General features: G+C 64.1%; 17 protein-coding genes. 6 read left to right on the plus strand and 11 right to left on the minus strand.

Annotation, left to right across the window (positions count from 1 at the left end; genetic code table 11):
- Nucleotides 1-3 precede the first annotated feature (3 nt).
- From doeB to ehuR, 10 genes are all read right to left on the minus strand, one after another.
- Nucleotides 4-1,005, minus strand: a complete 1,002-nt coding sequence (gene doeB / locus NKG60_RS04205; RefSeq protein WP_352974173.1) for a N(2)-acetyl-L-2,4-diaminobutanoate deacetylase DoeB — start codon at nucleotides 1,003-1,005, stop codon at nucleotides 4-6.
- Nucleotides 1,006-1,010: 5 nt separating this feature from the next.
- Complete coding sequence (gene doeA / locus NKG60_RS04210) at nucleotides 1,011-2,189, minus strand: ectoine hydrolase DoeA (RefSeq protein ID WP_352974175.1); 1,179 nt, start codon at nucleotides 2,187-2,189, stop codon at nucleotides 1,011-1,013.
- Between the two features lie 38 nt (nucleotides 2,190-2,227).
- Nucleotides 2,228-3,220: a cyclodeaminase gene (locus NKG60_RS04215; protein WP_352974176.1), complete on the minus strand. Its 993-nt coding sequence runs from the start codon at nucleotides 3,218-3,220 to the stop codon at nucleotides 2,228-2,230.
- Nucleotides 3,217-4,209 (minus strand): hydroxyectoine utilization dehydratase EutB, encoded by a 993-nt coding sequence (gene eutB / locus NKG60_RS04220; RefSeq protein ID WP_352974178.1) that lies wholly within the window; start codon nucleotides 4,207-4,209, stop codon nucleotides 3,217-3,219. The genes NKG60_RS04215 and eutB overlap by 4 nt, the downstream gene beginning before the upstream one ends.
- A gap of 10 nt (nucleotides 4,210-4,219) precedes the next feature.
- Entirely contained in the window at nucleotides 4,220-4,993 is a 774-nt protein-coding gene (eutA, locus tag NKG60_RS04225; RefSeq protein WP_352974179.1) for an ectoine utilization protein EutA, read from the minus strand.
- Nucleotides 4,990-5,649: an ectoine/hydroxyectoine ABC transporter permease subunit EhuD gene (ehuD, locus tag NKG60_RS04230; RefSeq protein ID WP_352974180.1), complete on the minus strand. Its 660-nt coding sequence runs from the start codon at nucleotides 5,647-5,649 to the stop codon at nucleotides 4,990-4,992. Before ehuD ends, eutA begins: the two co-directional genes overlap by 4 nt.
- Nucleotides 5,650-5,665: 16 nt before the next feature.
- Complete coding sequence (gene ehuC / locus NKG60_RS04235; protein WP_023720654.1) at nucleotides 5,666-6,325, minus strand: ectoine/hydroxyectoine ABC transporter permease subunit EhuC; 660 nt, start codon at nucleotides 6,323-6,325, stop codon at nucleotides 5,666-5,668.
- Between the two features lie 193 nt (nucleotides 6,326-6,518).
- On the minus strand, nucleotides 6,519-7,370 hold the full coding sequence (gene ehuB / locus NKG60_RS04240) for an ectoine/hydroxyectoine ABC transporter substrate-binding protein EhuB (RefSeq protein ID WP_352587308.1): 852 nt from the start codon (nucleotides 7,368-7,370) through the stop codon (nucleotides 6,519-6,521).
- 65 nt (nucleotides 7,371-7,435) lie between these two features.
- A complete protein-coding gene (gene ehuA, locus NKG60_RS04245; protein WP_352974182.1) occupies nucleotides 7,436-8,221 on the minus strand; it encodes an ectoine/hydroxyectoine ABC transporter ATP-binding protein EhuA in 786 nt (261 codons plus the stop codon).
- A 122-nt stretch (nucleotides 8,222-8,343) separates the two neighbouring features.
- Entirely contained in the window at nucleotides 8,344-9,729 is a 1,386-nt protein-coding gene (ehuR, locus tag NKG60_RS04250; protein ID WP_352661859.1) for a MocR-like ectoine utilization transcription factor EhuR, read from the minus strand.
- Nucleotides 9,730-9,811: 82 nt separating this feature from the next.
- Here ehuR and NKG60_RS04255 point away from each other — a divergent pair, with 82 nt between their 5' ends.
- The 4 genes from NKG60_RS04255 to NKG60_RS04270 all read left to right on the plus strand — a co-directional run bounded on the left by NKG60_RS04255 (nucleotide 9,812) and on the right by NKG60_RS04270 (nucleotide 14,449).
- Nucleotides 9,812-10,303, plus strand: coding sequence for an Lrp/AsnC family transcriptional regulator (locus tag NKG60_RS04255; RefSeq protein ID WP_352467670.1), 492 nt, complete (start codon nucleotides 9,812-9,814; stop codon nucleotides 10,301-10,303).
- 127 nt (nucleotides 10,304-10,430) lie between these two features.
- Nucleotides 10,431-11,924 carry an NAD-dependent succinate-semialdehyde dehydrogenase gene (locus tag NKG60_RS04260; protein WP_352865929.1) on the plus strand — a complete coding sequence of 498 codons (1,494 nt, stop codon included), beginning with the start codon at nucleotides 10,431-10,433 and terminating at the stop codon, nucleotides 11,922-11,924.
- 35 nt (nucleotides 11,925-11,959) lie between these two features.
- On the plus strand, nucleotides 11,960-13,339 hold the full coding sequence (locus NKG60_RS04265) for an aspartate aminotransferase family protein (RefSeq protein WP_352865931.1): 1,380 nt from the start codon (nucleotides 11,960-11,962) through the stop codon (nucleotides 13,337-13,339).
- 9 nt (nucleotides 13,340-13,348) lie between these two features.
- Nucleotides 13,349-14,449 carry an alcohol dehydrogenase family protein gene (locus tag NKG60_RS04270; RefSeq protein ID WP_352865933.1) on the plus strand — a complete coding sequence of 367 codons (1,101 nt, stop codon included), beginning with the start codon at nucleotides 13,349-13,351 and terminating at the stop codon, nucleotides 14,447-14,449.
- A gap of 5 nt (nucleotides 14,450-14,454) precedes the next feature.
- Here the strand turns inward: NKG60_RS04270 and NKG60_RS04275 are convergent, their stop codons facing one another.
- Nucleotides 14,455-15,831, minus strand: coding sequence for an aspartate aminotransferase family protein (locus tag NKG60_RS04275; protein ID WP_352974184.1), 1,377 nt, complete (start codon nucleotides 15,829-15,831; stop codon nucleotides 14,455-14,457).
- A gap of 166 nt (nucleotides 15,832-15,997) precedes the next feature.
- On the opposite strand from NKG60_RS04275, the gene NKG60_RS04280 reads away from it, so the two are divergent.
- Together NKG60_RS04280 and ftsZ are read left to right on the plus strand one after the other, a co-directional pair.
- The gene (locus NKG60_RS04280) at nucleotides 15,998-17,116 is read left to right on the plus strand and encodes an NAD(P)/FAD-dependent oxidoreductase (protein WP_352865938.1); all 1,119 of its coding nucleotides are present in this window, start codon (nucleotides 15,998-16,000) and stop codon (nucleotides 17,114-17,116) included.
- Between the two features lie 221 nt (nucleotides 17,117-17,337).
- The gene (gene ftsZ / locus NKG60_RS04285; protein ID WP_352489868.1) at nucleotides 17,338-18,345 is read left to right on the plus strand and encodes a cell division protein FtsZ; all 1,008 of its coding nucleotides are present in this window, start codon (nucleotides 17,338-17,340) and stop codon (nucleotides 18,343-18,345) included.
- Nucleotides 18,346-18,388: the final 43 nt, after the last annotated feature.

An 18,388-nucleotide genomic window follows, 5' to 3' on the forward strand; every position in this document is an offset into this window, starting at 1 on the left:
CCGTCAATCGACCAACACGGCGACCACGGCAGCGCAGTCGCCGGCCCTGACCAGCCCCGGAAAATGCCGCGCCGCCAACAGACCGGACATTTTGGCCCGTATCTCCTGCGGAGCGCCGCCGGTGCGGCCTACGGAATGGACGCGTGCCAGCACCTGGTTTTCTGCCACCGGCTCGCCGAGATCGATCATGGTTTCGATCATCCCGTCGTCCTCGGCGAACGAGAAGCAATCGCCCGACGGCATGTCGAGCCAGCGGGTCGGCTGCATCTCGACCGCGCCGGCGACAATGCCGGCATGGCGCAGCACGTTGAGCACGCCGCGACGCGCGATCCGCACCGTTTCCGCGCGCGAAGTCCCACCGCCGCCAAGCTCCGTGGTGATGAAAAGCTTGCCCATCTCCTCAGCGGCGGTGTCGAACATGCCGACCGCATCGATCTCCAGCATCTTCATCGACCATGGTGCGGAGAACGCTTCCACGGCAGCGAACCCTTTCGCTTCCAGCACCTTGTCGGGCCGGATATGGGCGGCGCAGAACGGCACGAAGTCGAGCGTCTTGCCGCCGGAGTGGAAATCGAGCGCGATGTCGGTGCGTGGCAGAAGTTCGCGCTGGAAAAAGTCGGCGATCTTCTCGGTCACCGTGCCGTCGGGCCGGCCGGGAAAGCTGCGGTTCAGATTGCCCTTGTCAATCGGCGAGGTGCGCGTGCCAGCGCGGAATGCCGGATAGTTCATCGCCGGCACGATGATGACCGTGCCGCTGACTTGCTTCGGGTCGAGCATACGGGCGAGGTCATAGAGCGCCAGCGGCCCCTCGTACTCGTCGCCATGATTGCCGCCGGTGAGCAACGCGCTCGGCCCCTTGCCGTTGCGGATGACGCAGATCGGGATCATCACCGATCCCCAGGCGGAATCGTCGCGGCTGTAAGGCAGGCGCAAGAAACCGTGCTGCACGCCGTCGCGCTCGAAATCGACGCTCGGCGTGATCGGTGATGGACGAAGGCTGGACATCGGGCTCAATTCTTCACCACCAGCTTGCGCGGCACATTGGCCAGGCACTCGACGCCCGTCTCGGTGATCAGGATGGATTCGGTGATTTCCAAGCCCATCGTCTCCAGCCACAAGCCGGTCATGAAATGGAAGGTCATACCGGGCTTGAGCTCGGTGCGGTCGCCGGGACGCAGGCTCATCGTGCGTTCGCCCCAGTCAGGCGGATAGGAAAGCCCGATCGGGTAACCGGTGCGGTTGTCCTTGACGATGCCGTACCGCTTCAGCACCGCGAAGAAGGCGTTGGCGATGTCCTCGCATGTGTTGCCGGGCTTGGCGGCGGCAAGTCCCGCCTCCATGCCTTCCAGCGTCGCCTTTTCGGCATCGAGGAATTCCTGCGTCGGTTTGCCGAGGAAGACGGTGCGCGACAGCGGGCAGTGATAGCGGTTGTAGCAGCCGGCAATCTCGAAGAAGGTGCCCTCGCCCGATTTCATCGGCCGGTCGTCCCAGGTCAGATGCGGCGCCGACGCGTCGGCGCCCGACGGCAGCAGCGGCACGATCGCCGGATAGTCGCCGCCGATGCCGTCGACGCCGCGCGTGCCGGCATCGTAGATCTCGGCGACCAGGTCGCATTTGCGCATGCCGACCTCGATCTTGTCGACGATGCGCTGGTGCATCGCTTCGACGATCCGCGCGGCTTTGCGCATGTAATCGATTTCGGTCGGGCTCTTCACCGCGCGCTGCCAGTTGACCAGTGCAGTGGCATCGACGAAGCGGGCATTGGGCAAGTGCTTCTGCAGCGATGCGAACGCAGCGGCCGAGAACCAGTAATTGTCCATCTCGACACCGATGCTGAGCTTCCCCCAGCCGCGATCGGAGAGCACGCTGGACAGAAAATCCATCGGATGGCGCTCGGTCGACTGCACGTAGTTGTCGGCATAGCCGACGATGTTGTCGTGCGCGAGATAGGCGGTGCGCTTTGCGCCGTTGGCGTCCTGGCCGCGGCCGTACCACACCGGCTCGCCCGACGGCGGCACGATGACGGCCTGGTGCACATAGAACGACCAGCCGTCATAGCCGGTCAGCCAGGCCATGTTGGACGGATCGCTGACGATCAACAGATCGACGCCCTTGGCCCCCATCGACTTCCGCGTCTTGGCGAGGCGCTCCGCATATTCGCCACGCGAGAATTTCAAACTGGGCTGCATTGTTCTTGGTCCTCGTTTGTTGGGCCTTGCGGCCAGCATCAGCTTTCGAAAATCGTACCGGTCTTGGCCGCACGCGCACGGTCGCGGGCGAGCGTGGCGATTGCCGTGTCCTGCACACCGGTGCCGGTCAGATCGGCGATGGTGATGTCGCTGTCCGAACGCCGGCCATGCCTTTCGCCGGCGATGATGTGGCCAAGCTCGGTGATCTCGGCATCGGCCGCCATCACGCCCGCCGCGATGGCATGGTGCAGTTCGCCCAAGCGCCGCGTCTGCTTGGCGCTATCGGCGACGTAGAGATCGGCCATGCGCAGGATCGCCGGCGCGATCTCGTTCTTGTGCTCGGCGTCCGAGCCCATCGCGGTGATGTGCTGGCCGGCGGAGACGAAGCCGGCCTTGATCAGCGGCTCGGTCGACGGTGTCGTGGTGACGATGATGTCGGCATCGGCAGCTGCCTTTGCCGCGTCGGGCTCGGCGTGAACGGCGATGCCCAGTCTTTCGGACAATGCGTCCGCCGCGGCTTCGGCCTTGGCGGCATCCCTTGCCCAGATGCGAGCCTCGGTGATCGGCCGCACCAGCATCAGCGCCTCGAGCTGCAGTCCGGCCTGAACACCGGCGCCGAAGATCGCGGCAATGGAAGAGTCCGCCCGCGACAGATGTTTGGCGGCGACCGCGCCGGCGGCGGCCGTGCGGATGTCGGTGAGATAGCCATTGTCGAGCAGCAGCGCCTCGACCAGCCCGGTTTTGGACGACAGCAGCACCATCATGCCGTTGACGCTGGGCAGGCCGAGCTTGGGATTATCGAAAAAGCCGGGGCTGATCTTGATCGCAAAACCATCGATACCCGGCACATAGGCGGTCTTGACGTCGACCTCGCCGCGATGCTCTGGAATGTCCAGCCGCAGGATCGGCGGCATCGCCACCGGCAAGGTAGCGAGCGCCCGGAACGCGTTCTCGACGCAGGTGACGGCATCGAGATCGAGCTTCACGATCTTGCGCAATTCGGCTTCGGTGAGGATCGTCATACGGCTCATGCTGCGCTCTCCGCAATTGCTTCGCCGCAGATGATCTTGCGGTGCAGTGTCATATCGATGTTGCGGCCGGACAGAACGAGCACCGTCGGGCCATTCGCCTTGACCTTGCCGGCAAGCACGGCCGCGATGCCGACCGCGCCGGCGCCTTCGACGATCTCGCGCTCCTGTTCATAGGTGTGGCGGATGCCGGTGGCGATCTCGTCCTCGCCGAGCAGGATCACATCGTCGAGCAGGTCGCGGCACATGGAAAAGGTCAGCCGGTTGTCGAGGCCGATGCCGCCGCCAAGCGAGTCGGCCAGCGTCGGCAGTTCCTCGACCAACACCGGATGCCTGGCGTCGAGGCTCGCCTTCATCGCCGCACCGCGCGCCATCGAAACGCCGACGACCTTCGTCGCCGGGCTGACGCCCTTCACGGCAGCAGCGACGCCCGCCGCCAGCCCACCGCCGGAAAGCGGCACCAGCACCAAGGCGGCGTCCGGAACCTGTTCGATGATCTCCAGCCCGAGCGTGCCTTGCCCGGCGACAATGGCGGGATGGTCGAAAGGCGGCAGCATGATCAGCCCGTTTTCGGCGACCAGCCGTTCGACCTCCCGCTGCGCATCGTCCTGGCTGTTGCCGACGATGCGTATCTCGGCGCCGAGCCGACGGATCTCCTCGAGCTTGTTCTCAGGCACCAGCCGCGACATGCAGATCGTCGCGTGGATACCTTGCAGTTGAGCGGCATAGGCAAGGGCCCGGCCGTGGTTGCCGGTCGAGGCAGCGACGACGCCACGCGCCTTCTCCTCTGGCGTCAGCGAGGCGATGGCGTTCGAGGCACCGCGCAGCTTGAAGGCACCGGTGGTTTGCCGATGTTCGAGCTTGAGATAAACAGCAGCGCCCAAGTGCTGGGAAAGACTCGGCGAAGGGACAGTCGGCGTACGCTCGACCTTGCCTGCGATGCGCTCGCGCGCGGCGCGGATATCGGAGAGGCTTATCCTGGACGTGGTCATGGCTCATCAATCAGTTCAACGGCAGCGTCATCAGACGGCCGAATTCAGGGCGCGACATCTCATCTCCGCAGAGCCGCAGGCAATTCCAGGCCGTCGCCTGGTTGCTGGTGACCACCGGGCGGCCGATGGCCTCTTCCATGCCGACAACTGCCGCCGCCGACCGCAGCGCAGTGCAGGACACGAACAGCGCGTCGGCCTGCGCGGCCATCGCGTCACGGGCCAGATCGACCAAGGATTTCGGTGCAATCCGCGCCATCTCGCGGTCGTCCTCGAAACCGAGGCAAGTGAAGCTGACGATCTCGAATCCATGCTCGGTGAAATAGGCCGCCATCGGCCGGCTGGTCTCGACCGTATAGGGAGTGAGGATGCTGATCGTCCTGGCGCCCAGCGCCTTCAGGCCGCGCACCGCGGCCATCGGCGGGGTGACCACCGGCACGCCGGGCTTCGCGGCCCGCACCGCCGCCTCGATTTCGGCATCGCCGATCACGACGGAAGCCGAGGTGCAGGAATAGCAGATCGCATCGAGCGGCTCGTCGGGCAGGATCAGGCCCGCGGCCGCCGTCAGTGACGGCTGCATCTTGCGCAAATTCTCCGGCGTCGTCGGATTGGCGTACGGAATACGCGCGACATAGACGCCGACACGGTCGCTTGCCACCATACGCTGAAAATCCGGCTCGCTCGTGTGGTCGGTTGCGAGGATGATCAGGCCGACCCGCTGTTCCAGCGGACGCGCGTCGAGCGCCGGCCGGGCCGAATGCAGGCGGATTTCGGGTGCAGCGCTCATCGTTCGATCCGCCCATAACGGTGTTCCAGCCAGCGCAGCAGCACCACCGAGAACAGGCTGATGGCGAGGAAGAAGGCGCCGACCAAGGTGATCGGTTCGATATACCGGTAATAGGTATTGGCGACGCTCTTGGCCTGGTTCATCAGTTCCAGCACGGTGATCGCCGACAGCAGCGGCGTCTCTTTGAACATGGCGATGAAATAGTTGGCAAGCGCCGGGATCATCGGCGGAATTGCCTGCGGAATGATGATGTGCGTCCAAGTCTGCGTGGCGTTCAGATTGCAGGCCTTGGCCGCTTCCCACTGGCCGCGCGGCACATTGTCGATGCCGGCGCGGTAGACCTCGGCCGTGTAAGTGCCGTAATGCAGCCCGAGACCGATGACGCCCGCCACCAGCGGCGGCAACAGGACGCCGAAATCCGGCAGCACGTAGAAGATGAAATAGAGCTGCACCAACAGCGGCGTGCCACGGATGAACTCTGCAAGAAAGCCGACCGTGCGCGACAACGACCTGTTCGGTGACCGGCGCGCCAACGCGATGCCCAGTCCAACGACGGCCGCCAGCACCGAGCCGAGCAGCGTTGCCAGGATGGTGATCTTCACCCCCTCGATCAGCGTCGGCAGTATCTGCCGGACAAAATCCCAATCCCATTCCATTATCAGGCCCGATCCATCATACGCGCACCCCGTCGAGGCCGCGCGCCATGCGGCGTTCCAGCGACCGCACGCCCCATGAGATGAGCAGCGCCAGCACGAAATAGATGACGAGGATGGTGCTGAACGGCACCAGTGTATTGCCGGTCTGCGAGCGCACCACCTGCGCCTGGAAGGTCAGGTCGGCGAGCGAGATCAGCGAAACGACGGCGGTGGCCTTGAGCAGCTCGATGGCGTTGTTGCCGAAGGTAGGCAGCATCACCAGAAGCGCCTGCGGTAGGATGATATGGCGCATGGCTTGCCAGCGGCCGAGATTGAGCGCGGTGCAGGCCTCATATTGTTCGCGGCCGATAGACTTGATGGCGCCACGCACCACTTCCGCTGCATAGGCCCCGACATTGAGGCCCAGCGCCAGCACCCCGGCCTGCAGCGGCGTCAGCGAAATGCCGGCAAAGGGCAGTACGAAATAGGCCCAGAACAGCTGCACGAAAATCGAGGTGCCGCGGAAGAACTCGATATAAGCGGTCGCCAGCGCGCGTAGCACGAAAAACCGCGACAGCCGCCCCAGCCCGGCAAGAAAGGCCATGATCAAGGCCAGCACCGACCCCATCAACGTCAATTCGATGGTGACAAGCGCTCCTTGCAAAATCAGGCCGAAATAGCCGGACCATTGGGTCATGAAATTCGAAAGTTCCTAACGCTTGCGGTTGTGCGAGGCAGGTGGCCTTGGATCCTTCTCCCCGTTGACGGGGAGAAGATGCCGGCAGGCAGATGAGGGGCGTCGCGAACTCACGAAAGTATGGCGCTGCCCCTCATCCGTCACTTTTCGTGACACCTTCTCCCCGTGAACGGGGGGAAGGCAAAAGAGGCGCCTACTTCGCCGAGCAGAGCTTGTCGCGGCTCGTCGACATCGCCGCCGCCGCCGAGAAGCCGTAGGGCTCGATGATCTTGGCGAACTCGCCGGACTTCTTCAGTTTCGCCAGCTCGACATCATAGGCATCACGTAGCGCTTCGTCGCCCTTCTTGAAGGCCGCGCCGTCGCAATAGACCGGCGCACCGACCACCGGCGCGATGACTTCGAGGTTCGGATCATTGGCTTTCTTGACCAGGTCGTTGATCGACAGCACGGGCAGTGAATAGGCATCGATGCGGCCGTCCTGCAGCATCTTCAGGCCGCTCTGGCCGTCCGGCACGACGATGACGCGCTCGCGCGGCACACCTGCGGTGAGCGCCAGCTTTTCCTCGGTGCCGCCACCCGGTGCGCCGATCGTCGCGCTGGTGTCCTTGGCGACGTCCTCGTAGCTCTTGAAGCCCTTCGGGTTGCCCTTCTTCACCAGCATCGCCTCGGCGTCGCACAGCACCGGCTCCGAATAGGCGACCGCAGCACAACGTTCCGGCTTCATGAACAGGCCGGCGGTGACGACGTCGAAACGGCCGGCCTGCAGGCCGGGGATCATGGCACCATATTCCGAGATCGAGGCGACGATGTCGTTGACGCCAAGGCGTTTGAAGATTTCACGGGCAACGTCAGGCGCCGCACCCGAAACCTTGCCGTCGGCAGCGACCGCCGTATAGGGCGGCTCGTTGGCGATGGCGACGCGGGCAAAGCCTTGCGCCTTGAGCTCTTCGAGCTTGCTGTCATCGGCCGAGCCGGCCGTCGAGGCGGCCAGCACCGCCGTCAGCGCAATACCGGCGACGCCGGCCAAAATGGCAAATTTCTTCATTGTTCCCAACTCCTTGTTTGTCTGTCTTCTTGGCTTGCTTGAGGCGTCGCCGCCTCGCATGGCAGTCAGACCCGATGTCCGGCTGCAATGATCTTCTTCAGGAAACCTTGCGTGCGCTCCTGTTTGGGATGGCGGAAAATCTCGTCGGGCTTGCCCTCCTCGACTATTCTACCGCGATCGAAGAACAGCACCCGGTCGGCGAAGTCATGGGCGAAACCCATCTCGTGGGTGACCAGCAGCATGGTCATGTCGGTCTCGGCGGCGAGCTTGCGCATGACGTTGAGCACCTCGTCGACGAGTTCCGGGTCGAGCGCCGAGGTGACCTCGTCGAACAGCATGATCTTCGGCGACAGCGCCAGCGCCCGGGCAATCGCGACGCGCTGCTTCTGTCCGCCGGAAAGCTGCGCCGGCATCGCTTTGGCCTTGTCGACCATGCCGACCATGTCGAGCAGCTCCATCGCCCGCTTCTCGGCGGCGGCCCGCGGCACTGCTTTGGTCAGCATCGGTGCGAGCGTCACATTGTCGATGACGCATTTGTGCGGAAACAGATTGAACAGCTGGAAGACCATGCCGATCTTCTGGCGCATTTTTGCCAAATGCCGTTCATCGGCCGTCAGCAGGCGGCCGTTGCGCTCCATGTGGTACAGCTGTTCGCCGTCGACCTGGATGTGGCCGCTGTCGATACGCTCTAGCGTCATCAGGATGCGCAGGATCGTCGTTTTGCCGGAACCCGACGGGCCGATCAGTGCCAGCTTCTCGCCGGGCATGACCTGCATCGAGAGGCCGTCCAGCACCTTGAAGGTGCCGAAGCTTTTCGAAATGCCGTCGATCTTGATGATGGGCGCCGACAATGAATTTCCCGTGCTGGAGAAGCGATGCTGTTAACGATGCGGATCGCGGCAAATCATGTCAATCAAGAAAATAATATCATGACAATATTTCGGATTCCGCACAATTTCCCGCCATTTGTCGCTTAGATTGCAAGCAGGAGATGCTCGGGATCGCCGAGCAGCAGCTTGGTGACAACGCCGAGACCGGCACGCAGTTCCCCCTCCGTGGTCGAGCCAAGCGAGATCCGCACGGCCGGATGCCAAGGCGTCTGCGAAATGCGAAACGACGTGCCGGGAGCGATCGCCACGCCCTGCAGGCGGGCCTGGGAAACAAAGCTTTCCTCGCCGCGGTCATCCGGCAGTTGCAGCCAGACATGCAGCCCGTCGCGATGAGCCCGATAGTCCACTCCGGCGAGCACCTCGGCGGCGATGTCCAGACGCCGCCGCAAAGCCACGCGCTGCCATCGCACGAGTTCCATCGCGGTGCCGTCGGTCACCCATTTGGTGGCGATCTCGGCCACCAGCGGCGTCGCCATCCAGTTCGAGACGAGGTGGCGGTTGGCCACCGCGGCGACATAACGATCGGGCGCCGCGAGATAGCCGATGCGCAGGCCCGGCACCACGATCTTGGTGAAGGAGGTGACGTAGAGCGTGCGCTCGGGTGCAAACGCCGCGACCGGCGGCGGCCGGTCCTCGACCAACGGGCCGAGGACGTCGTTTTCGATAATGGCGATGTCGTGCCTGCGCGCTACCGCAGCGATCTGCTCGCGCCGGGCGGCATCCATCAGCGTCGCCGTCGGGTTGATCACCGACGGCTGTACGAACACGGCGCGGATGTCGGACAGCCGGCAGGCCTCGTCGAGGGCTTCCGGGATCAGCCCATTGTCGTCGATCGGCAAACCCTCGAGGTTGAAGCCGAGATAGCGCGCCAGCGGGACCAGCGTGTGGTGGCCGATCGCCTCGGTGGCGACGGTCGAACCCGGCGGCGCCACGCTCATCAGCGCCACCGTCATGCCGGCCGTTGCGCCGTTGGTCAGGCTGATGTTCTGCGGCGACGCGTCGAGGCCGCAGAGGCGTAGCCACTCGACACCTACCGCGCGGTGGCGCGGGAACACCATGTTCGGCCTGAACGACAGTGCCGAACTCGACGGCAGGTTTTCGGCGAGCCAGCCCAGCGCCTGCCTCAGCCGATCCAGATGCATCGGTTCGCAGACCGGCTTCAGGATGGAGAGGTCGATGACCTCGCCCAGCCGCTCCGGCAGATAGGGCGGCTCCGGCTCGCGGCCCTGTGTCTGCACGAAGCTGCCGCGGCCGACCTCGCCGGACACCAGCCCGCGGCGGATCAGCTCCTCATAGGCGCGGCTGACCGTCTGCACGGAAAGTTTCAGATCGTCGGCGAGCTGCCGGTGCGTCGGCAAACGAGCGCCATTGGCCAGGCGCCCGTCATGGATGGCGCGCGCGAACTGGTCGGCGAGCGATTGGTAGGCCGGCCGCCGGATAAGAGCGGGATCTGGTCGCCAAAATGTCATGACTTATTAGAGATCGAAATCAGTGCAATTGACAATCGAAATAATGCGCCGTCATGGTGTCCGGCACTGGAAGTGGACGATCATGGCTGCAGCGAAACTCGATCCGATCGATCTCAAAATCCTCGACGCCATCCAGCGCGACGGGCGCATCACCAAGCTGGCGCTGGCCGAGAAAGTCGGCCTGTCGCCGACGCCGTGCTGGATGCGGCTGCGCAAGCTGGAAAAGGCCGGCATCGTCTCGGGCTACCATGCCAGGATCGCCATGCGCGCCATCGCGCCGGTTGCCACCGTGCTGATGGAGGTGACGCTTGCCAGCCACCGCCAGGCCGATTTCGACCGTTTCGAGCGCGTCATCCGCGACATCCGCGAGATCGTCGCATGCTGGTCTGTCGGCGGCGGCGTCGATTACCTGCTGAAGGTGATGGCGCGCGACATCGACGCCTATCAGCGGCTGGTCGACACTCTGCTCGAACGCGAGATCGGCATCGACCGCTATTTCACCTACATCGTCACCAAGACGGTGAAGGAAGAGAGTGTGCTGCCGGTGGCGGATCTGTTGCCGGCATCTTCCTGATACCGGAGAGATCGTCTGGCTGGGCAGGGCAATAGAGACATTCTCTCTACGTGCAGGCACGCAAACAGCCTCTCTGTTTGCGCGGCAGAGATAGTCTTGCAGCATCACCCGAACCGGGAGCCCGATGATGTCCGCACATTTTGCCCGCTCGCACCGCCATGAAGCGCTTGATCGCCTTGCCGACCGGCGGCTGCTGCGCGAACTCGCCTATGTCGCTGGCCACTGGACGGCGAGCGAGACCGCGGAGAGTTTCGAGGTGACCGATCCGGCCACCGGATCCACCGTCGCTTTTGTTGCTGCCCTCGATGCCCGGCAGACGACATTGGCGATCGATGCGGCATCGCGCGCCTTTCCTGCCTGGCGCGCATTGCTGCCGCAGGAACGTTCGAAAATCTTGCGCAAATGGTTCGATCTGATCGGCGCCGCCAAAAATGACCTGGCCCTGCTGATGACGCTCGAACAAGGCAAGCCGCTGAAGGAGTCGCTCGGCGAGATCGACTACGCAGCCTCTTTTGTCGAGTGGTATGCCGAGGAGGCAAAACGCCTCAACGCCGAATGCGTCACCAGTCATCTGCCAAACGCCGAGATGATGGTGCGGCGCGAGCCGCTCGGCGTCGTCGGCGTCGTCACGCCGTGGAATTTTCCTGCGGCGATGCTGACCCGCAAGGCGGCTGCCGCGCTTGCCGCCGGTTGCACCATTGTCGCGCATCCTTCCTCGGAAACGCCGCTGTCCGCACTGGCGCTGGCCGAGCTCGGCGAGCGCGCCGGCGTGCCGGCAGGCGTGTTCAACGTCCTCACCGGCAAGGCTTCGACCATCGTTGGGCGGATGTGCGAAGATCCGCGCGTCCGCGCCATGAGCTTCACCGGCTCGACCGAGATCGGCAGGTTGATCGCCGCGCAGAGTGCGCCGACGATGAAGCGTCTGGTGATGGAACTCGGCGGTCATGCGCCGCTGATCGTCTTCGCCGACGCAGATCTCGACAAGGCTGTGGCCATTGCGGTCGACGCCAAATTCGCGACCTCCGGCCAGGACTGCCTCGCCGCCAACCGCATCTATGTCCAGCGTCCGCTATACGATCGGTTCTGCGCTGCTTTCGCCAGACGCGTCGAGGCATTGCGGGCCGGCAATGGCCTCGCTGACGACACCGAAATCGGACCCTTGATGCACGAACGCGCTGTCAAGAAGGTCGAGGAGCAGGTGGCCGATGCGCTCGCCAAAGGCGCGCGTTGCCTGACCGGCGGCAAGCGTCATCTGGCCGGGCCGCTGTTTTACCAGCCGACCCTGCTAGCCGATGTTGACGACGACGCCCTGATCATGCGCGAGGAGACCTTCGGTCCGGTCGCCGCCGTGACGCCCTTCGACAGCGAAGACGAAGTCGCCGCCCGCGCCAATGCCACCGAATACGGCCTCGTCGCCTATGTCGTGACTGAGAATGGCGGTAGGCAATTGCGCATGGGCCGGGCGCTCGACTATGGCATGGTCGCCATCAACCGCGTCAAGATCACCGGCGCGCCGGTCCCGTTCGGCGGCGTCAAGCAGTCCGGCATTGGCCGCGAGGGCTCGCGTCATGGGCTCGAAGCCTTTACCGATCTCAAATATCTCTGCCTCGACGTTGCGTAAGCCGCGCCCGACACATTTTCCTCAGGAGTAGAAAAATGCTCGACCAGTCAAACGAACTCGCCGCCTGGGATCGCGATCACTTCTTCCATCCCTCGACCCATATGGGAACGCATGCGCGTGGCGAGAGCCCGACGCGTGTGATCGCCGGCGGCGAAGGCGTCACCATCTGGGACAACAACGGGCGCAAGAGCATCGATGCCTTCGCCGGGCTCTATTGCGTCAATGTCGGTTATGGCCGCCAGAAGATCGCCGACGCCATCGCCGCGCAGGCCAAGAACCTCGCCTATTACCACGCCTATGTCGGCCACGGCACCGAGGCGTCGATCACGCTCTCCAAGATGATCATCGACCGCGCGCCGCAAGGCATGTCGAGGGTCTATTTCGGGCTCTCCGGTTCCGACGCCAACGAAACCAATATCAAGCTGATCTGGTACTACAACAACGTGCTCGGCCGGCCCGAGAAGAAGAAGATCATCTCGCGCTGGCGCGGTTATCACGGCTCCGGGATCATGACCGGATCGCTGACCGGCCTCGACCTGTTCCACAACGCCTTCGACCTGCCGCGTGCGCCTGTCCTGCACACCGAGGCGCCCTACTATTTCCGCCGCGCCGACCGCTCGCTGAGCGAAGAGCAATTTTCGCAATACTGCGCCGACAAGCTCGAGGAGATGATCCTCGCCGAAGGGCCGGAAACGGTCGCCGCTTTCATCGGCGAGCCGATCCTCGGCACCGGCGGCATCGTGCCGCCGCCGGCCGGCTACTGGGAGAAGATCCAGGCGGTGCTGAAGAAGTACGACGTGCTGCTGGTCGCCGACGAGGTCGTCACCGGCTTCGGCCGATTGGGTACCATGTTCGGCTCCGACCACTACGGCATCAAGCCCGACCTGATCACCATCGCCAAGGGCCTGACCTCGGCATATGCGCCGCTCTCCGGCGTCATCGTCTCCGACAAGGTCTGGCAGGTGCTCGTCCAAGGCTCCGACAAGCTTGGCTCGCTCGGCCATGGCTGGACCTATTCGGCGCATCCGATCTGCGTGGCCGCCGGCGTCGCCAACCTGGAACTGATAGACGAGATGGATCTGGTCAGGAACGCCGGCGAGACCGGCGCCTATTTCCGCGCCGAGCTGACGAAGGCCGTCGGCGGCCACAAACACGTCGGCGAGGTGCGCGGCGATGGCATGCTGGCGGCAATCGAGTTCGTCGCCGACCGGGACGACCGCGTGTTCTTCGACGCCTCGCAAAAGATCGGGCCGCAGATCGCGACCGCACTTGCGGCAAGCGGCGTCATCGGCCGCGCCATGCCGCAGGGCGACATTCTCGGTTTCGCGCCGCCGCTCTGCCTGACGCGGGAAGAGGCCGACATCGTCGTCTCCAAGACGGCCGATGCGGTGAAGAGCGTGTTTGCCAACGTCTGAAGAACCGACATGAATGCCATGACCAAGACCATCCCCGCCACCATGGCCGCCGTGCAGTTGATCGGGCACGGTGGGCCGGAAAAGCTCGTCTATCGCACCGACGTCAAAGTACCCTCGCCCGCCCCGGGCGAAGTGCTGGTCAAGGTCACCGCTTGCGGGATGAACAACACCGATGTCTGGGTGCGCCAGGGCGCCTACGGCACTGAGGAGGATGCAGCCGCCGTGTCGACATGGCGGCGGCAAGGCAACACACTGACCTTCCCGCGTATCCAGGGCACCGACACGGTCGGCAACATCGTCGCCGTCGGCGACGGCGTGTCGCCGGCCCGCATCGGCGAACGGGTGATGGTCGATTTCTCCATCTACAATCGTGACGACGATTCATTGGCCGACATCGACTATATGGGCCACGGCCGCGACGGCGGCTATGCCGAATACCAGGCCGTGCCGGCCGAGAATGCCCATGTCGTCAGCACCGACCTGACCGACGTCGAACTTGCCACATTCTGCTGCGCCTATCTCACCGGCGAGCAGATGTTGGAACGCGCCGCATTGAAAGCCGGCGAGCGTGTGCTGGTCACCGGCGCCTCGGGCGGCGTCGGCTCAGGCATCGTGCAGCTGGCGCGGGCACGCGGCGCCATTCCCTATGCCATTGCCGGCAAGGGCAAGGAACAGGCGGTGCGTGATATCGGCGCCGAGGCGGTGATCACCCGTGGCGTTGCCGATCTGCCGGCCGCCGTCAGCGCTGCGACCGAGGGCCAGCCGATCGACGTGGTGGCCGATCTGGTCGGCGGCGCGATCTTCAACGACCTCCTGCGGATCTTGAGGCCGGAAGGCCGCTACACCACGGCTGGTGCAATTGCCGGCCCGGTCGTGCAGCTGGATCTGCGCACCATGTATCTGAAACAGCTGCAACTGCATGGCTCAAGCCAGGGCACGCGGGCGGACTTCCGCCGCATCGTGCGCTACATCGAGGAGAAGAAGATCCGGCCGCTGGTCGGCGGCGTCTACAAGCTGTCCGATTTCCATCGCGCCCAGGCCGATTTCATGGCCAAGGACTTCGTCGGCAAGCTGGTCGTCGTGCCGGACGCGGTCGGGGTCGCTAAATAGCGCGATCAGCTTGGCGATCGGACCTGCTTGACGGCAGCCTCGAGCGACCGTTGAAACGCGTCGATCACCTGGTCGACCTGCGGCTCGGTGATAATCAGCGGCGGGCAGAAAGCCAGCGCATCGCCCATATTGCGCGAGATGACGCCGTTCTGCTGCATGAACCCGTTGACGAGCCCGCCCAGCGCCCCGACCGTGCCCCACGGCGCCTTGTTTGGCTTGTCGCCGACCAGTTCGACCGCCGCGATCAGGCCGATGCCGCGCACCTCGCCGACAAGCGGGTGCGAAGCGAGCGTGCGCAGCCGCTTCTGCATATGCGCACCGACCGTGCGCGCATTGCCGACGAGATCGCGCTCCTCGATCAGCTTCAGGTTCTCGAGCGCGACCGCTGCCGCAACAGGATGGCCGCCGCCGGTAAAGCCGTGGCCGAAGGTGCCGATACGATTGCTTTCGTCGGCGATCGGCTCGAAGACCTTCTCGTTGATCAGCAGGGCCGAGATCGGCAAATAGGAGGAAGAGATCTGCTTTGACAGCACCATGATGTCGGGCCTGATACCGAAGGCCTGCGAGCCGAACATCTCACCTGTTCGGCCAAAGCCGCAGATCACCTCGTCGGCGACGAGCAGGATGTCGTATCTCGACAGCACCGCCTGTATCTTCTCCCAGTAGCCGGCCGGCGGAACGATGACGCCGCCGGCACCCATGATCGGTTCGCCGAAGAAGGCGGCGATCGTTCCCGGTCCTTCGGCGAGGATCAGCTTTTCCAGCTCGTCGGCGAGCCGGCTCGAAAACTGCTCTTCGCTTTCACCCGGCAGCGCCTCGCGCCAATGGTGCGGCGTCGAGGTGTGCAGCACATTGGCGATCGGCAGATCGAAGGAGATGTGGTTGTTGGGCAGGCCGGTCAGGCTCGCCGAGGCGATGGTGACGCCGTGATAGCCCTTCTTGCGGCTGATGATCTTCTTGCGCGCCGGCTGGCCGAGCGCATTCGACCTGTACCAGATCATCTTCATGGCCGTATCGTTCGCCTCGGAGCCGGAATTGGTGAAATACGCCTTGCTCATCGGCACCGGCGCCATCTGCACCAGTCTCTCGGCGAGATCGATCAGCGGCGAATGCGATTTGGAGCCGAAGTCGTGATAGTAAGGCAGCTTCGACATTTGCCGTACTGCCGCATCGACCAGCCGCTTCTCCGAAAAACCGACCGCGACGCTCCAAAGCCCGGCCATCGCCTCGATATAGCGGTTGCCAGCAAGGTCCTCGACATAGATGCCGTCGCCCTTCTCGATAATGAGCGGCCCCGACTCCTGATGCTTGCGCGCATTCGTATAGCCATGCATGTGAAAGCTTATGTCGCGGGCTTCGGGAGAATTCGGTCGTGCGTCCATGACGGCTCCTGTGCTGCACGCGGAACAGTCCTGCCGCCGGTTCGGCTCGGCAGGTCCCCGTGCATTATGCCGTTTGATGCATCTTTCTCGAACGGTATAGTGTCAAGCGCTTTCGACAGGGCCAGCGGATGGATGGACGCATGAAGAACTTCGGCTTGACCTGACCGTGGACCACGTCGACTGTATTGTCGCCGGCGCCGGCGTTGTTGGCCTGGCGATCGCGCGAGAGATGGCGCAGCGCGGCATCGATACGCTGGTCCTGGAAGCCGAGAGCGCTATCGGCACCGGGACAAGTTCGCGCAATTCCGAGGTCATCCATGCCGGCCTCCATTATCCGGTTGGATCGCTGAAGGCCCGGTTCTGCGTGGCCGGCCGGGAAAGACTCTATCGCTATTGCGAGGAGCGGGCGATCCCGCATTCGCGCTGCGGCAAGCTCATCGTTGCCACAAGTGCCGAACAGGAGCCGGTGCTCGCCTCAATCCGCGCCAATGCACGCACTTGCGGCGCCGGCGACCTGGTGCCGTTGCGCGAAGCCGAGGCGCATGCGCTGGAGCCCAGCCTCAAGTGTACGGCGGCGTTGCTGTCACCCGCCACCGGGATCATCGACAGCCATGCCCTGATGCTTGCCTTGCTGGCTGATGCCGAGGCGCACGGGGCGGCACTCAGCCTCAACACCCGCGTCGTCTCCGGCCGCATCGAAGCGGGCCGCGTCGTGCTCGAGACGGTGGACGCTGCCGGCGGCGAGCACTTCGAGATCGCCACTCCGCGCTTCGTCAATGCCGCCGGGCTTGGCGCTGCAGCACTTGCCGGTTCGCTTGAAGGGCTCAATCAGCAATTCGTGCCAAAGCTCCATTATGCCAAGGGCAATTATTTTTCGGTGGTCGGCCAGACGCCCTTCTCGCGATTGGTCTATCCGGTGCCCGAACCCGGCGGGCTCGGTGTTCATCTAACGCTCGATCTCGACGGCGTCACCCGCTTCGGGCCGGACGTCGAATGGACCGATCAACTCGACTATCGCGTCGACCCAGCTCGTGGCGAGCGCTTCTACAGCGAGATCCGCAAATACTGGCCGGACCTGACCGATGGCAGCCTGCAGCCCGCTTACAGTGGCATCCGGCCAAAACTGTCCGGTCCCGGTGAGGCCAATGCCGACTTCGTCATCCAGGACGTGGCGGTGCACGGCGTGGATAGCCTGGTCAACCTGTTCGGCATCGAAAGCCCCGGTCTGACCTCCTGCCTGGCGATTGCCGACCATGTCGCGCGGCGCCTCGCGCCGAAGTTGTAGCGTGCGGCGCCCCGCGCCACGATCTGCATTGTATCAGGGCGCATTGCGTGAACTTTCAGACACAAGTCGCCTATGAGGCACATCGCGCACTTGCAGCCCGCTCCGCGCTCTGATTCCCTGCATTCTGGGCTGTCCTGATTCGCACTGCCCGGTTCAAAGTTTTCGCAGTGCGCCCGGGACAAGCTTCCAGCGACCACTCGGCGTATCCAGGGAGAACGGCAATGAACACCGCGGCGAGGCCGGTAATCTCGGAAATGAGGCCCAAGATCACCGTCGTCGGGGTCGGCGGCGGTGGCGGCAACGCCGTCAACAACATGATCGCCGAAGGCCTGCAGGGCGCGGAATTCATCGTCGCCAACACCGATGCCCAGGCCCTTGCCATGTCGAAGGCAACGAGGCTGATCCAGTTGGGCGCTCATATCACCGAAGGTCTGGGCGCCGGGTCCCTGCCCGAGGTCGGCCGTGCCGCGGCCGTGGAATCCATCGACGAGATCATGGATCACCTTGCTGGAACGCATATGTGCTTCGTGACCGCCGGCATGGGAGGCGGAACCGGCACCGGTGCCGCGCCTGTTATAGCGCAGGCGGCGCGGGCAGCCGGAATACTGACCGTCGCCGTCGTTACCAAGCCATTTGTCTTCGAAGGCAGGCGCCGCATGTACGCTGCCGATGAGGGCATCGAGCGCCTGCGCGAAAGCGCCGATACTGTCATCGTCATCCCCAACCAGAACCTGTTCAGAATCGCCGACGCCAGAACCACGTTCGCCGACGCCTTCGCCATGGCCGATCGGGTCCTCTATGCGGGCGTCGGCTGCATTACCGATCTGATCGTGAAGGAAGGCCTGATCAATCTCGACTTCGCCGATGTAAAGTCGGTGATGCGCGACATGGGCCGCGCCATGATGGGGACCGGCGAGGCAGCCGGAGAAGGCCGCGCCAAGAAGGCGGCGGAAGCGGCAATCGCCAACCCGCTGCTAGATGAAGCTTCGATGATGGGCGCCAAGGGCGTCCTTGTCTCGATATCGGGCGGCATGGACATGACGCTGTTCGAGGTCGACGAAGCCGCTACCCGCATCCGCGAGGAGGTCGACAACGATGCCGACATCATCGTCGGCGCCATCTTCGACAAGGCACTCGCCGGAAAATTCAGGGTGTCGGTCGTGGCGACCGGTTTGCGGCGTGGCCTGGAGATTCCCCTGCTGGCGGAACCGGAAGTTCGCATGAACTGAACGCGTATCGCTGCAACTCGCTCAGCCGGCTGCCAGCCTCGCG

Source organism: Mesorhizobium sp. M1428 (genome assembly GCF_040317515.1).
In the GTDB taxonomy this organism is placed as follows: domain Bacteria; phylum Pseudomonadota; class Alphaproteobacteria; order Rhizobiales; family Rhizobiaceae; genus Mesorhizobium.

Coding starts and splice junctions, on each gene's coding strand:
- NKG60_RS04265 (WP_352865931.1), top strand. CDS start 11,960: ATGCTCGACCAGTCAAACGAACTCGCCGCCTGGGATCGCGATCACTTC.
- eutA (WP_352974179.1), bottom strand. CDS start 4,993: ATGAGCGCTGCACCCGAAATCCGCCTGCATTCGGCCCGGCCGGCGCTC.
- ehuD (WP_352974180.1), bottom strand. CDS start 5,649: ATGGAATGGGATTGGGATTTTGTCCGGCAGATACTGCCGACGCTGATC.
- NKG60_RS04270 (WP_352865933.1), top strand. CDS start 13,349: ATGAATGCCATGACCAAGACCATCCCCGCCACCATGGCCGCCGTGCAG.
- ehuC (WP_023720654.1), bottom strand. CDS start 6,325: ATGACCCAATGGTCCGGCTATTTCGGCCTGATTTTGCAAGGAGCGCTT.
- ehuB (WP_352587308.1), bottom strand. CDS start 7,370: ATGAAGAAATTTGCCATTTTGGCCGGCGTCGCCGGTATTGCGCTGACG.
- doeA (WP_352974175.1), bottom strand. CDS start 2,189: ATGCAGCCCAGTTTGAAATTCTCGCGTGGCGAATATGCGGAGCGCCTC.
- NKG60_RS04260 (WP_352865929.1), top strand. CDS start 10,431: ATGTCCGCACATTTTGCCCGCTCGCACCGCCATGAAGCGCTTGATCGC.
- doeB (WP_352974173.1), bottom strand. CDS start 1,005: ATGTCCAGCCTTCGTCCATCACCGATCACGCCGAGCGTCGATTTCGAG.
- ehuR (WP_352661859.1), bottom strand. CDS start 9,729: ATGACATTTTGGCGACCAGATCCCGCTCTTATCCGGCGGCCGGCCTAC.
- eutB (WP_352974178.1), bottom strand. CDS start 4,209: ATGACCACGTCCAGGATAAGCCTCTCCGATATCCGCGCCGCGCGCGAG.
- ftsZ (WP_352489868.1), top strand. CDS start 17,338: ATGAACACCGCGGCGAGGCCGGTAATCTCGGAAATGAGGCCCAAGATC.
- NKG60_RS04215 (WP_352974176.1), bottom strand. CDS start 3,220: ATGAGCCGTATGACGATCCTCACCGAAGCCGAATTGCGCAAGATCGTG.
- NKG60_RS04255 (WP_352467670.1), top strand. CDS start 9,812: ATGGCTGCAGCGAAACTCGATCCGATCGATCTCAAAATCCTCGACGCC.
- NKG60_RS04275 (WP_352974184.1), bottom strand. CDS start 15,831: ATGGACGCACGACCGAATTCTCCCGAAGCCCGCGACATAAGCTTTCAC.